We start from the raw sequence: 13,508 nt of genomic DNA on the forward strand, positions 1-13,508 counted from the left end.
TTTTCAGAACTAAGTTTTACTCGACTCACTGAGTAGCTCGTGCCTCGCTATGCGTTGCGCTCTGCCGTCTCAGTGGGGTCGCATTATAGTGCGAATCGATTTTAACGCAAGCGTTTTTAAACGGTTTTTTGCATTTAATTTTTACCCCAAAGATACCCCACCTAGGCACACAAGATACTCACAAAACCCTGTGGATAACCTTGCTTTTACCCGGCTATCCTAACGCAGAAACAAAAAAGCACCTTAACATAGGTGCTTTTTATAGAGAGTTTATCTTAATCGTTAATACAAAATGCTATAAAGCTTGCGACGATATTTAGCAGCTAGCGCATCGCCATCTGGTAAAGACGCAATAACAGCCAAGAAGTTTGGCTTAGCCTCATCAAAATTCAGATCTTTCTTAAGAATAGTAAAGAGTGCTTCTAATGCTTCTTCTTTCCTTCCTGCTTCATTGAGTAGGTTACTTAGCTCCATTTGTAATTCAAGCTCATTAGGATGCTTGGCTACCCTTTCTTGCAATGCTTTTATTTCAGGTGAATCAGTTGCCTCTAGTGCAGCCTCACATTTAGCTTTAATGTTATTAAAGTATGCATCTTGATCTTGTGCGTCTATTGTTTCTATTAATGCTGCGGCTTCATCGAGTTTGTGAATCTGTATACATATATCTGCAAGCACTAATTTAATTCTCGCATTACGACTATCTAATTCATACGCTTGCTTAGCATAATTAAACGCGGCATTTAAATCACTATTAACCAGTGCTTGCTTGGCTTGCTCTAATAAAAGGTCTTGTTGTGCAGGTAAGTGTTTAGATAGGGCATCACGTACTTGGCTTTCTGTTTGTGCACCCGCTAATACATCAACTGGAGCTGAGTCTTTTAATAACACTAAGGTAGGCAAAGTTTGTAAACCGACTTGCTGGGCAAGTTGCGAGGCCAAAGCTTGCTCTGCATCACAATCTAAGTTTGCAACAACTATATAGTTATTATATTCGGCGGCTAGCTTATCTAAAATAGCTGCTTGGCTAATACATTCTGGGCTTTGTGGCGAAAAAAAGTTAAGTAGTACTAACTTTTGTTGTGATGTTTCACCTAATACTTGCTGAAGGTTTTGTGCGTTAAGATTAACTTTATTGCTCATTGAGTTATTGCCATGTTCATCTATTTAGGTTTTTATATGGTGATGAAGATAATAATTACAAGCCATATATTTAAATCATTTAAATACATTATAAGGTAGCGAGGGAAATATGAAATTAGTATATGCGAGTGCACTGTGTTTATTAGTTAGCCCATTATTAAGTGCGCAAACACTCAAGTTGGATCTTAATAAAAGTATGCCAGCAATAGAAAAGCTTTATCTAGATTTACACCAGTCACCTGAACTGTCTTATCATGAGCAGCAAACCGGTAAAAAAATGGCTACGCAACTTCAAAAGCTAGGGTTTGATGTAACCGATAACGTTGGCGGTTATGGCGTTGTAGGTATATATAGAAATGGCCAAGGCCCCACCGTTATGATTCGAACTGATACTGATGGCTTACCAATCACAGAACAAACAGGAAAAGCATACGCATCAACTGTTACCACAGTAAATGAACAAGGTAGCAAAGTCGGTGTTATGCATGGTTGTGGTCATGATATTCATATGAGTTCATTTATAGGCACCGCGCAACAACTAATTAAAAATAAACAGTCGTGGCAAGGTACTTTAATGATGGTTGCGCAACCGGCTGAAGAAGTTGGGGGTGGTGCAAAAGCAATGCTAAGTGAAGGGTTATTTAGTAAATACGCAAAACCTGATCATATTATTGCTTTACATGTTAGTGCCAGTGTACCGGCAGGAAAAGTTGCTCTGAAAAATGAGTACACTATGGCAAGCGTCGACTCAGTTGATATTTCCATAAAAGGTAAAGGAGGCCATGGAGCCTATCCACATACGACTGTTGACCCTGTTATTATTGCTGCTCGCACCATTTTAGCATTACAAACAATTACGAGTCGGGAGTTATCTCCTCTTGAACCATCAGTGATCACTGTTGGATCTATCCATGGCGGCTCAAAACACAATGTAATTTCTGATGAAGTAAAGCTACAACTTACTCTGCGTAGCTATAACCCGGAAGTTAGAAACGCGCAAATTGCTGCGATTAAACGTATTACTGCAGGTATTGCACAAAGTGCAGGTCTAGAAAAAGCGCTCTACCCAGAAGTGTATGTTCATGAAAGTGAATCGATTCCATCTACTTACAATAATCCGGAGCAAACAAATATAGTTAGGAGTGCCATTGCTGATGCAATTGGTGTAAAAAATGTACTTGAAACTAAAGCTGTTATGGCTGGTGAAGACTTTGGACTATATGGTAGAACAGATGAAAACATCCCCATTACTTTATTTTGGTTAGGCGGAGTTAACCAACAGCAATATACAAAAGCGATGAAAAATAACGAAACACTCCCTTCATTACATTCAAGTAAATTTGCTCCCGATTATAAAGTAGCGCTTCCAACAGGAATAACTGCAATGAGCAATGCCGCTGCGGCATTATTCAATCAATAATCTTCAAGGTTATTTTCAAGCCCTGAGTTTAATTTACCGCAGGGCTTTTTTTGTAACTCGACTTTTTATACGGCGCTTTCTTTGTACGTTTAGCAAAACGCTTCTTAGGCGATGTTTTTGGCAAATGTGCAAATACATTACTATCGCAGTTAGTTGCTTGGCTTACAAAATTAGTTAAATCAGCTAGCAAAGGCTGTATAAATTGCTGATAACTCATTGCTTGCTGAGCGATATCTCCTAAACTCGACTCCCATTTTGCAGTTAAATCGGGGCTTGATAACCCCTCAGGTAATACACTAATTAGTGCCAGACCTGTTTCAGTTGCTTTAATTGCTTTTCCTTCACGTTTTAAAAAGCGACGTTTAAATAATAGTTCAATGATACCTGCGCGAGTGGCTTCAGTACCAAGGCCATCTGTTTCTTTTAATATTTTTTTGATTTGCGAGTCTTTTACATAACGGCTAATTCCCGTCATAGCAGCAAGTAAGGTTGCATCGGTAAAATGAGCAGGAGGAGTTGTATGCTTTTGCACCACCTCACCTTTAGTACAGGTAAGTACCATGCCTTTTTCCAAATAAGGCAATGTTGCTTCTTCTTTAAGTTCTGGCTTACCCATAAGCAATTTAAAACCCAAGCTTACATCTTGTTTTGCATTAGCTTTGAATAAACCACCCGCTATAGTTACCTCTACCTTGGTTTCGTTGTAAATGTAATCGGGATAAAACTGAATTAAATAGTGTCGACTTATTAACTGATAAATTTTTGCTTCATCACTGGCTAAACTCACAGTTTTTAACTGTTTAGCTGTTGGTACAATCGCGTGGTGAGCTGCTACTTTTGAATCGTTAAAACATTTACTTCGTTTTTTTGCATCTGCTCCATTAACAAATTCTGCTTTTTGGCCTCCATTTACTGCAATCGCTTTTAGTATCGCAGCTGCATCTTGGTGATGATCTTTTGGTAAATAACGATTATCTGAGCGTGGGTAAGTAATTAACTTATGACGTTCATATAAAACCTGGCAAGTATCGAGCACTTTTTGCGCTGGCATTCCGAACGCTTTAGCGGCATCTATTTGTAAAGCAGACAAATTATAGGGAAGCGGCGCGGTTTGTTTTTTTTGCTTTTGCTCAAGAGTAGTTACGCTTGCTGGTTGACTAGCGATACGTGAAGTTACATTTTCAGCTAAAGCTTTGTTAAGCACTCTGCCCTCATCATCTTGATAAGGTTCACACGCTTTACTTGGTATCCACTTAGCAGTAAATGATTGCTCCTTAGGTGTATCAAGGTGAGCAAGTACTTCATAAAATGGTTTTGATACAAAATTTGCTATCTCGTTATCGCGATTAACTACTAGGCCCAAAATGGGTGTTTGCACTCGCCCAACCGACAATACATTACCAAATCCCGCTTTTTGCCCCGCTAATGTGTATGCACGCGTCAAGTTCATGCCAAACAACCAATCAGCACGAGATCGCGCAAGAGCAGAAACACTCAAAGGAATAAAGTCACGGTTAGCACGCATACTATTTAGTGACTTTTTAACTGCCGTTAAGTTTAAGTCACTGATCAATAAACGCTGAATATTTTGTTTTTTTGCTTGGCTGATTTTTGCTTGTTCTATAACTTCATCAACTAATAACTGGCCTTCACGGTCAGGATCGCCAGCATGTACAAGTGTTGTTGCTTGTTTGATTAGCTTTTTTAAAATAGTGAGTTGTTTACGAGTTTTAGGCTTTGCTTTAAGTTGCCAATGCTCAGGCACAATAGGTAAATGTTCAAACTGCCACTTTTTAAAACGCTCATCATAGTCATCGGGTTCTGCTTGCTCGAGCAAATGACCTATACACCAAGATACGCAATCACCATTTGCCACTTCAATATAGCCATCATGCTTTTTATGCGGTTTAGGAAGTGCGTCTGCAATAGCGCGACCCAAAGAGGGTTTTTCAGCAATATAAAGTTTCATAACCAAGCTCTAACACTGTTCATATAAACAGTAGTCTAGCATATCATTTTAAAACGAGGGGTATTTTTGTCGTTATAAGCTTAAAGCTTTATTTCGCTTATTAACAAAAATATATAAAAGCGGTAGATAACATATGACAATAGTAGCGATATTTATTAAGGGCATAAACGTTTGATACATAACAGTACTATACGATAAATCCCAAAGATGGCGATCTACTAAACGAAATAATTGCAGAATAGGGGCAGCAATAACCACAAGTTGGCCAAGTACACATTGCCACAAATGCACTTTATCTTTCAGGCCCAAATAAGCAATCAGTGCCATCCAAGTAATATCTGTTAATGCCCATACAAGATAACGGTATACATAAATACCATCATCAAACGCCATTAAACTTGAGTAAGTTATAGTACCAAATAAGAAAAAAGCAGCGGTAATAGCAGCAAACCTTAAGGCTAAATAATCCTTAAGGATAAAAAACAACAAAATAGCTGGGCTCAGAATAAGAACCCAGCTTTTACTTAATATACTGACGAAGTACAAAAACCATTCAGGCAAACTAAAAAACCTTACTTAACTTTTTTATCTTCGTCTGTACCATCGCCATTACCAGGCATACTACAAAATTTATTTAACATGCTCACTCCACTTTTAATTACATCTGTTAAGAGAAATGCATTCTATGCTAAAAAAGGGGACAAAACCAATAAATTCTATCTAATATCAATAGGATCTGATTCTTTCGCCTTGCCTTGTAAAATTGATATTTCTACCCGGCGGTTACGTCTTCGATCTTCTCGGGAATCATTCGGCACTAAAGGTCTGGTTTCTGCACGCCCAACGACCATCATTCGGGTCTTATCAAAACCAGCAACTTTTTGCAGTTCACTTGCTACCGCAACAGCTCGTTTGGAGGATAAATCCCAGTTATTAATATAAAGTTCATTAGAGACTTGAAAGTCATCAGTGTGACCGGAGACGGTGATTTCACCTGGCACATCTTTTAATAACTGGCCAATATCCTGAATGATAGGTTTAAACTGGGGTTGTAAAAACGCACTGCCCGATGGAAACGAACCATTTTCTCTAATACGAATAATGATTTGCTGACCTAATGACTCAAGCTCAATAGCTCCATCAATAATTTGCTTTTCAAGCTGTTGTGCAATTTTTTTAACTAAGTCATTTATTTGCTCTTGATCGGCAGCAGAAACTGCAGGCGCTGAAGCAACTTCCTCAGAGGTGCTACTAGACTCACCTCCTCGTTTTTCGCCGCGTTGTTCTTGCCGTCCGCCAGCTGAGCTTTCATCGCCCGCCTGAAACTCTAGCATTTGCTGAGTCATTTCAACTGTTTGTTGCTGAATAGTTTCAATGGGGGTTGGCTCAGGTTTACCTGGAGTAAACTCCATCGCAATAACTGAGGTGCCTTTTGGAATATCTTTAACTTCAATTTTATTTTGTACACCAAAAGCAAACTTCATAGAACCTGCAATTTGCTTAAATTTAAGCACATCCATTTCAGAAAACGCGAGTAAGAGTACAAAAAAGCACATTAATAGCGACATTAAATCGGCAAATGTCCCCATCCATGCAGGTAACCCTGGGGGTGGGCATTTACACTCTTCATCAGACATAACTATTCCTCAGTGTTTACCGCGCGTTTAGACTCAGCCAAATAATTTTTCAAGATCCCTTCAATTACTTTAGGATTTTGGCCATCTTGGATGCCTAATACCGCATCCAAAATAAGTCGCTGGTTCATTGCTTCTTCATCTTTACGCAATTCAAGTTTGACCTGAATAGGAATGGCGACAACATTCGCCAAAAATGCCCCATACAACGTTGTTAACAAGGCTACCGCCATGGCTGGGCCTATTGCTTTTGGATCATCCATATTTGATAACATAGCCACCAAGCCGATTAATGTACCAATCATCCCCATTGCGGGAGCAATATCACCTAGCGACTTAAATAAGCTTGCGCCCATTTCATGACGAGTCGTCGTCAGGGAAATATCTTTTTGTAATGTTGCACGCACTACATCCGCATCATGCCCATCCACGAGCATATCAACGCCTTTGCGCATAAATGGATTTGGAATTTCAGCCTCTTCTAATGCTAGAAACCCGCCTTTTCGGGCAGAATCTGCTAGCTCAACCGCCTTTTCAATTAACGCTTCAGGGGGTTCAATTTTAAACATAAACGCTTTAGCACAAACCTTACCAATGCCTAAAAATTGCGACATAGTAAAATTGGATAAAACGATAAAAAGGGAGCCACCAAATACAATAACCACTGAAGGGGTATTGTAAAACATACCGACTTCACCGCTACTACTCATAAACATGGACATGACAATTAAGCCAATTGCGCCAAGGATCCCAATAATGGTTGCTAAATCCACATTCCCTCCAAAGGTTTTATATTTTTTCTTCGCAAGCGTTGTTATTAAATGTATATCGGCAAGATACTGAAATACTTAAGTGATTTTTATGATAAACGATAAAATTACGATTAGTCCTATTTTAGATCAACATAGGGAATCAATCTAACTAATCAGAATTTATAATTTAAAAATAACGCTGAAGCGCAGTAAAACCCAATTAACAGCATTTATATATCAAAAAAACATAACATTCTTTGACCTAGTTTAGCATTCCCCCTAAAATTGGCGTCTAAATTTATTATGTAAGTTGAAAATAAAGATGGCGACTAAAAAACCTGAAAATTTAAGTTTCGAACAAGCACTAGAAGAATTAACAACAATTGTCAGTGAAATGGAACAAGGTGATTTATCGCTTGAACAGTCTTTAAAGCAATTTGAGCGCGGCATTGCATTAGCCAGTGCGTCTTCCGGTAAACTTCAACAAGCCGAGCAAAAGGTGTCGATATTAATGGGTAATGACGAAAAAGCACCGCTTACTCAATTTGATAACGATTTGGAATAATTGTGAGCATAAAAGAACAAATAAAGCTCGCTCAAGATGATGTAGCCAATACACTCAACCTTTATTTCGAACAACCTCTTGAAAGCGACAACACTATAAAAGAAGCCACACATTATAGTCTAATGAATGGCGGGAAGAGATTACGCCCTTTTTTGGTTTATACTACAGGCAAAATGCTCGGTGCTGAAAAACGTGATTTAGATGTGCTGGCAGCAGCGATAGAATGCATTCATAGTTATTCATTAGTGCATGACGATTTACCCGCTATGGATGACGATGATTTACGTCGTGGCCGTCCTACATGTCATATTGTCTATGGTGAAGCACAAGCTATTTTAGCAGGTGATGCATTGCAAACTTTGGCTTTTGAGCTTATTGCTAAGCATACATTTAAATGTTCAACTGAAGCTCAGTTAAAAATGATTGCCGAATTAGCCCACGCTTCTGGATTGCAAGGAATGGTTGCCGGACAAGGGCGTGATATTGCAGCAACCGATAAACTGATTACGGTTGACGAATTAGAACGTATTCATAAACTTAAAACCGGCGCATTAATAAATTGTGCAATTACTTTGGGCGCACTCTGTGTCCCTAATATTAGCCAACACACTTTAGATAACTTATCTACTTTTGGGTATGCTATCGGGCTGGCCTTTCAGGTTCATGACGACATTTTAGATGTTGAGGGCGACACCCTGACTTTAGGTAAACCTCAAGGGTCAGATATTGCTGCGAATAAAGCGACATACCCGGCTTTATTAGGTATGCTAGGTGCTAAGCAAAAAGCACTAAATTTGATACAACAAGCCCATGAGGCGTTAGCCAATATTGACGCAGACACGACCAGCTTAGCGGCATTGGCAAACTATTTAATTGAACGTGACCATTAAACATGGCTAAAACGTATTAAATCTTAGAACAAAATTATTACTAAATATTAAGCCACCTCTTAAACTTAGCTTTTTTGAGGGAAGTTAATATTAGCGAAGGATATATAAAAAACCATGACACTTGATAGCAGCAAGTATCCATTACTTAATTTGGTGAACGAACCAGCCCACTTGCGAGACTTAGCACAAGATAAGCTTCCTGCATTTAGCCATGAATTGCGTGATTACTTACTCAATTCAGTATCGCAAAGTAGCGGCCATTTAGCGTCTGGTTTAGGTACCGTAGAACTTACCGTTGCATTACATTATGTGTACAACACTCCCGACGACCGTTTAGTTTGGGATGTAGGTCATCAAGCCTACCCACATAAAATACTAACGGGACGTCGTGACCAAATGCACACCATTCGCCAAAAAGATGGATTGCACCCATTTCCATTTAGAGACGAAAGTGAATACGATACGTTTAGTGTTGGCCATTCAAGCACCTCTATTTCAGCGGCGCTGGGTATGTCTATTGCTGCGCAAAAAGAAGGCAAAGGTCGTAAAACCGTGGCGGTGATAGGCGATGGCGCAATTACCGCAGGTATGGCCTTTGAGGCGATGAATCACTTAGGTGATGTTAAATCAGATATGTTGATTATTTTGAACGATAACGAAATGTCGATTTCTGAAAACGTCGGCGCGTTAACCAATCATTTTGCGCGTATTTTATCAGGTAGCTTTTATACCAACATCCGCGAAGGCAGTAAAAAGCTTCTTTCTGGTGTACCGCCGGTAAAAGAACTTGCCAGCCGTATGGAAGAACACATTAAAGGGATGATGATCCCGGGTACTTTTTTTGAAGAATTAGGCCTAAATTACATTGGTCCAATTGATGGCCATGATGTGAACATGCTAGTTGATACGCTGCGTAACATGCGTAACTTAAAAGGCCCACAACTTTTACATATAAAAACCCAAAAAGGCAAAGGTTACAAGCCCGCAGAAGCCGATCCGATTGGTTATCATGGCGTACCAAAATTTGATCCTGCAACTTCAAGTTTACCAAAATCTAAGCCAAGTGCGGCTACTTTCTCAAATGTATTTGGTGATTGGCTTTGTGATATGGCAGAGCAAGATAGCAAATTGATGGCAATTACCCCTGCGATGCGAGAAGGTTCGGGGATGGTGCGTTTTTCTAAAGAACACCCTGAACAATATTTTGATGTGGCAATTGCTGAGCAGCACGCTGTAACCCTTGCTGCAGGTTTTGCCTGTGAAGGGTTAAAACCCGTTGTGGCTATCTACTCTAGCTTTTTACAACGTGCGTATGATCAACTAATTCACGACGTTGCATTGCAAAACCTACCGGTATTATTTGCTATTGACCGCGCAGGTATTGTCGGAGCCGATGGTGAAACTCACCAAGGCGCCTATGACCTAAGCTTTATGCGCTGTATTCCTAACATGGTTATTATGGCACCTAGCGATACTAACGAATGCCGTCAAATGCTATACACTGGCTATCAAGCCAATTGCCCAGTAGCTGTGCGTTACCCGCGTGGCAGTGCGGGCACAGCAGACATTCAAAGCGCTATGCAACAGCTCGAAATTGGTAAAGCTAACGTAATTAAACAAGGTGCTAAAGTAGCTATATTGTCATTTGGTACCTTGCTTGAAAACGCCCAATTAGCCTCAGATGAGCTCAATGCCACTTTAGTTAATATGCGATTTATTAAACCACTTGATTCTGGTTTAATTGATGAACTTGTCGCTAACCACGATATCATTGTAACACTTGAAGATAATGCAATTTCTGGTGGTGCAGGTTCGGCGGTTAATGAGTATTTAGCTACCCAAAAAGCGACTGTAAAAATACTTAACTTGGGTATACCGGATGAATTCATTAAACACGGTACGCAACAGCAAATGCACGATGAAATGGGGTTAGGTGAGCAAGGCATATTAACTTCAATTAAAGCATTTATGAGCTAATACTTATAGTGTTTAATAAAAAAGGAGCCTTTGGCTCCTTTTTTGTTGCTCACTTATAATCTCTAGCGCATCCATACCTTAATATCGGCTAAGCCATTACTTTGTAACAAACCAATTTGCTGTTCAACATTGGGGTTTTGCTCAAACTCAAATGCGTCTAGTTGCTCGTCAAAAGTAATGTTAGCGACGCCATCGCCGCCGCGTTTTTTAACTTGATGTAAAGCGATGTCAGCTAAATTAATCGATGTTTCCCAGCTAATAACTTGCCCACCTAACAGGGGTAGCGGATAGAAAGACCAACCCACTGACGCTGTTATATTGGTTGTTTCACCGTTAGGAAGTTGGAAAGTATAATCGGCAATAGCTTGGCATAATTCAGATACATAGCTGTCGATTAAATTACACTTAAAATCGCGCAACAACAGTAAAAACTCATCACCACTCCAACGGGCAACATAATCAGAACCTTGAGTGCGGGAGTTAAGTAACGCCGCTACTTGTTGTAAACAACTATCTCCAGCAATAGGACCATAAGCATCGTTAATGCGGCTAAAGTTATCTAAATTAATAATTAACAACACCAAAGATTTGCCTTGAGCCTGCAATGACTGCGAGTTCCGCTGAAAATGCTCAATATCTTTTGGTAGTTGATCAAACAAGAAACGACGACTTCTCAGCCCAGTTAGCTCATCAGAGTGACTAACAAGTTTAAGCTGAGAATTTACTTGGTTTAATTTATCATTCGCTTGGCGAAGCTCTAGGGTTCGTTCAGTAATAAGCCCTTCGAGTACCTGTTGCTTGCGTCGCTCTTGAACTTTAAAGACCCAAAACACTAAATAAAACAGCAGTACGAAACCACTGGTGATCAGTAACCTAAAGTAGATAGTTTCACCAAAACGTTCCGGTACCACAAACGCATATTCTGCTGATTGCGCTTTACCCCAATCCTCACCTTGGCGTTTAGTTTCTAATTCAAATAAAAACATACCGGCGGGTAAATTTGTATAAATTGCTTCTCTGCGGGTATTTGCATAGCGCCAATCGTTATCAAGTCCATTGAGTTTATATCTAAACTCAATACTTGCCGGAGCGTAATAATCAATCGCGGTATAGGTAAGTGTCACATCACGCTCATCGGTCTCAAGAACTGGTTTTTCGCCTAAAGCAGCTGCTGCGAGCTTTCGTGATGGCGTCGTTAAGGTTTCTATAGTTGGTTTAAGTGAGCGTAATCCAAATAACTCTACGTCTTTAGGAATTTCTACAACGCCTTGCAAACTGGGATACCAAATAGAGTTATCCATATCAACTACGGCATCATGGCCTAAACCATTACAGCATTGGCTGGCTTTACCATCGAGCTGACGGTCAAATGAAGAGATCACTTCTTCTACTTTTAGGCTTTCGATGTTGGCTTTAAATTGCTCAACAGGCATACGGTAAACCCCTTTCATGGTGCTTACCCAAATTCGCTTTGAGGTGTCATCGTATTCTAAGCTGAATATAGAACCATATGGCAGTCCATTGGCGGCGTCTAGTTGCTGCCATTGCCCTTGTCCACTGCGATAAAACAAACCATCATTCAACGAACCAATTAAAATACCTACGCCTTTAATGTGTAAAATGCTAGTAACGTACGCACTTTCTAAGGTGGTTTGGTCACCTATTTTTTCTATCCCGCGTTCAGTAAAGTAATACGCGCCTTTACTGGTACCAATCACGCCAAAATTTGGTTTATCTAGAACATAAGTAACAAACTTACTACCTAAGAACGCATTGTACGCAAAAGGGTTTAAGCCATTATAATTTAGACGATATAACCCTCGTCCGGTGCCTACCCAAAAGCCGCCTTTAGTTGAAGTGCTAATTGCAAAAACAGGGTTATCGCTCAACGCACGAGCAGGGAAACTATATAAGGTGTTCGACTCATAGAAAAACAAGCCTCTGCCAGTAGCAACATAAAGGCGATCGCCATCAAATTGCAGGTCATGTACCGAGGCATTTCCATACTTGGCACTATTGATAACATTGATAAAGGTTTTATCGGCATCAAAATAACCAATGCCACTTTTATTGGCAATCCATAATTTACCGTCAGGTGATTTACTAATCGCCATCACCGCTTCGGTCATTTTAGAAATGGCCGAATGGCGCTCTATTCGCCCTTCGTGAGCAAGCCATAACCCTTCACTAAAACTCGCTAGCCATATGTTATTTTCATCATCTCTAAATATATCGGCAAACCAAATACTCTGATCTAATTGGCTGGGTTCAACCCACTGCCAATCATTAGATTTAGCTCTAAATAATAAACGTCCATAAGTTGATATCCACAAGCCGCCATTACCATCGCTCATAAACTTATACACAGCTGAGTTATTAGCATTGGGAAGTGGAAACGGACGTAGCTCGTCATCTAAATCTAAAAAATAAGCCCCTAACTCAGAAGCTAGGTACAAATTACCATTTAAAAACGATAGATCGTGAACAATGGTTTGCGCTAAACGATCGGGTAAAGCCACTTTAGCGGTTAGTTCTAAGCGTAATTTAGAAAAGTCAGACGAGCTTTGCGTTAAACGTAATAAATTACGGTCGTTAACCAGCCAAATTCCCTCAGGTGAAAGCGCCATTTTACTGACCGACCCCACAATTTGGGTGATAGCTGTGGCGTTTACAATAGGACTAGGGTTATTTAGTTGGTCGCGCAGTTCTATTTGGCCTCTGTCTATATAATAGAGCCCATTAGCTGCTATCCAGATACTGCCTTGAGAATCTTCAAGAATATCTCTTACAGGGCCTTTAATATTAAACTCTTGTGCGGTTAGCTTTTCAGGATCGATAACCACAAGGCCATTCTTAGTGCCTACCCACAATAATCCTTCGCCATCGATCAATAACTTATTAATACCATTGCTGGGTAAAAATAAACTATTTTGGGTATTATAATTAGTGAAGGTATTGCCATCAAAACGGCTTAATCCAAATTGAGTGCCAAGCCACATATAGCCTTGGTTATCTTGTACTACACTTTTTAGGGATTGTGAGGGTAAGCCGTCTTTGATATTCCATTGTTTAACTACGTAATCAGTAATTGAAGCCGTACTTGGCATGGCACATAGCATAAGTACACAAACCAATAAAAATCGCATCATAGTGCTGCCACC

General features: G+C 39.9%; 10 protein-coding genes. 4 read left to right on the plus strand and 6 right to left on the minus strand.

Annotation, left to right across the window (positions count from 1 at the left end; all coding sequences use genetic code 11):
• Positions 1-282: 282 nt before the first annotated feature.
• On the minus strand, positions 283-1,140 hold the full coding sequence (locus AN392_RS11590; protein WP_055012813.1) for a tetratricopeptide repeat protein: 858 nt from the start codon (positions 1,138-1,140) through the stop codon (positions 283-285).
• 109 nt (positions 1,141-1,249) lie between these two features.
• Between AN392_RS11590 and AN392_RS11595 the strand changes: the two genes are divergently transcribed.
• Positions 1,250-2,560, plus strand: a complete 1,311-nt coding sequence (locus AN392_RS11595) for a M20 family metallopeptidase (protein WP_055012814.1) — start codon at positions 1,250-1,252, stop codon at positions 2,558-2,560.
• A 28-nt stretch (positions 2,561-2,588) separates the two neighbouring features.
• Here AN392_RS11595 and AN392_RS11600 read toward each other — a convergent pair whose 3' ends face one another.
• From AN392_RS11600 to pomA, 4 genes are all read right to left on the minus strand, one after another.
• Positions 2,589-4,529, minus strand: coding sequence for a DNA topoisomerase III (locus AN392_RS11600; RefSeq protein WP_055012815.1), 1,941 nt, complete (start codon positions 4,527-4,529; stop codon positions 2,589-2,591).
• A 72-nt stretch (positions 4,530-4,601) separates the two neighbouring features.
• On the minus strand, positions 4,602-5,090 hold the full coding sequence (locus AN392_RS11605) for a hypothetical protein (protein WP_054202203.1): 489 nt from the start codon (positions 5,088-5,090) through the stop codon (positions 4,602-4,604).
• A 155-nt stretch (positions 5,091-5,245) separates the two neighbouring features.
• Entirely contained in the window at positions 5,246-6,166 is a 921-nt protein-coding gene (locus tag AN392_RS11610; RefSeq protein WP_055012816.1) for a flagellar motor protein MotB, read from the minus strand.
• 2 nt (positions 6,167-6,168) lie between these two features.
• Positions 6,169-6,936 carry a flagellar motor protein PomA gene (pomA, locus tag AN392_RS11615; protein WP_010390948.1) on the minus strand — a complete coding sequence of 256 codons (768 nt, stop codon included), beginning with the start codon at positions 6,934-6,936 and terminating at the stop codon, positions 6,169-6,171.
• A 301-nt stretch (positions 6,937-7,237) separates the two neighbouring features.
• Between pomA and xseB the strand changes: the two genes are divergently transcribed.
• The 3 genes from xseB to dxs all read left to right on the plus strand — a co-directional run bounded on the left by xseB (position 7,238) and on the right by dxs (position 10,347).
• Positions 7,238-7,480, plus strand: a complete 243-nt coding sequence (gene xseB / locus AN392_RS11620) for an exodeoxyribonuclease VII small subunit (protein ID WP_010390946.1) — start codon at positions 7,238-7,240, stop codon at positions 7,478-7,480.
• Positions 7,481-7,482: 2 nt separating this feature from the next.
• Entirely contained in the window at positions 7,483-8,370 is an 888-nt protein-coding gene (gene ispA, locus AN392_RS11625) for a (2E,6E)-farnesyl diphosphate synthase (protein ID WP_055012817.1), read from the plus strand.
• A 114-nt stretch (positions 8,371-8,484) separates the two neighbouring features.
• Entirely contained in the window at positions 8,485-10,347 is a 1,863-nt protein-coding gene (gene dxs, locus AN392_RS11630) for a 1-deoxy-D-xylulose-5-phosphate synthase (protein ID WP_055012818.1), read from the plus strand.
• A gap of 62 nt (positions 10,348-10,409) precedes the next feature.
• On the opposite strand, the gene AN392_RS11635 is transcribed toward dxs, so the two are convergent.
• On the minus strand, positions 10,410-13,496 hold the full coding sequence (locus AN392_RS11635; protein WP_010390942.1) for a ligand-binding sensor domain-containing diguanylate cyclase: 3,087 nt from the start codon (positions 13,494-13,496) through the stop codon (positions 10,410-10,412).
• Positions 13,497-13,508 lie beyond the last annotated feature (12 nt).

The sequence above is a fragment of the Pseudoalteromonas sp. P1-16-1b genome (genome assembly GCF_001401785.1).
GTDB classification, from domain to species: domain Bacteria; phylum Pseudomonadota; class Gammaproteobacteria; order Enterobacterales; family Alteromonadaceae; genus Pseudoalteromonas; species Pseudoalteromonas undina.

Coding starts and splice junctions, on each gene's coding strand:
- AN392_RS11600 (WP_055012815.1), bottom strand. CDS start 4,529: ATGAAACTTTATATTGCTGAAAAACCCTCTTTGGGTCGCGCTATTGCA.
- xseB (WP_010390946.1), top strand. CDS start 7,238: ATGGCGACTAAAAAACCTGAAAATTTAAGTTTCGAACAAGCACTAGAA.
- AN392_RS11610 (WP_055012816.1), bottom strand. CDS start 6,166: ATGTCTGATGAAGAGTGTAAATGCCCACCCCCAGGGTTACCTGCATGG.
- AN392_RS11595 (WP_055012814.1), top strand. CDS start 1,250: ATGAAATTAGTATATGCGAGTGCACTGTGTTTATTAGTTAGCCCATTA.
- dxs (WP_055012818.1), top strand. CDS start 8,485: ATGACACTTGATAGCAGCAAGTATCCATTACTTAATTTGGTGAACGAA.
- AN392_RS11590 (WP_055012813.1), bottom strand. CDS start 1,140: ATGAGCAATAAAGTTAATCTTAACGCACAAAACCTTCAGCAAGTATTA.
- AN392_RS11635 (WP_010390942.1), bottom strand. CDS start 13,496: ATGATGCGATTTTTATTGGTTTGTGTACTTATGCTATGTGCCATGCCA.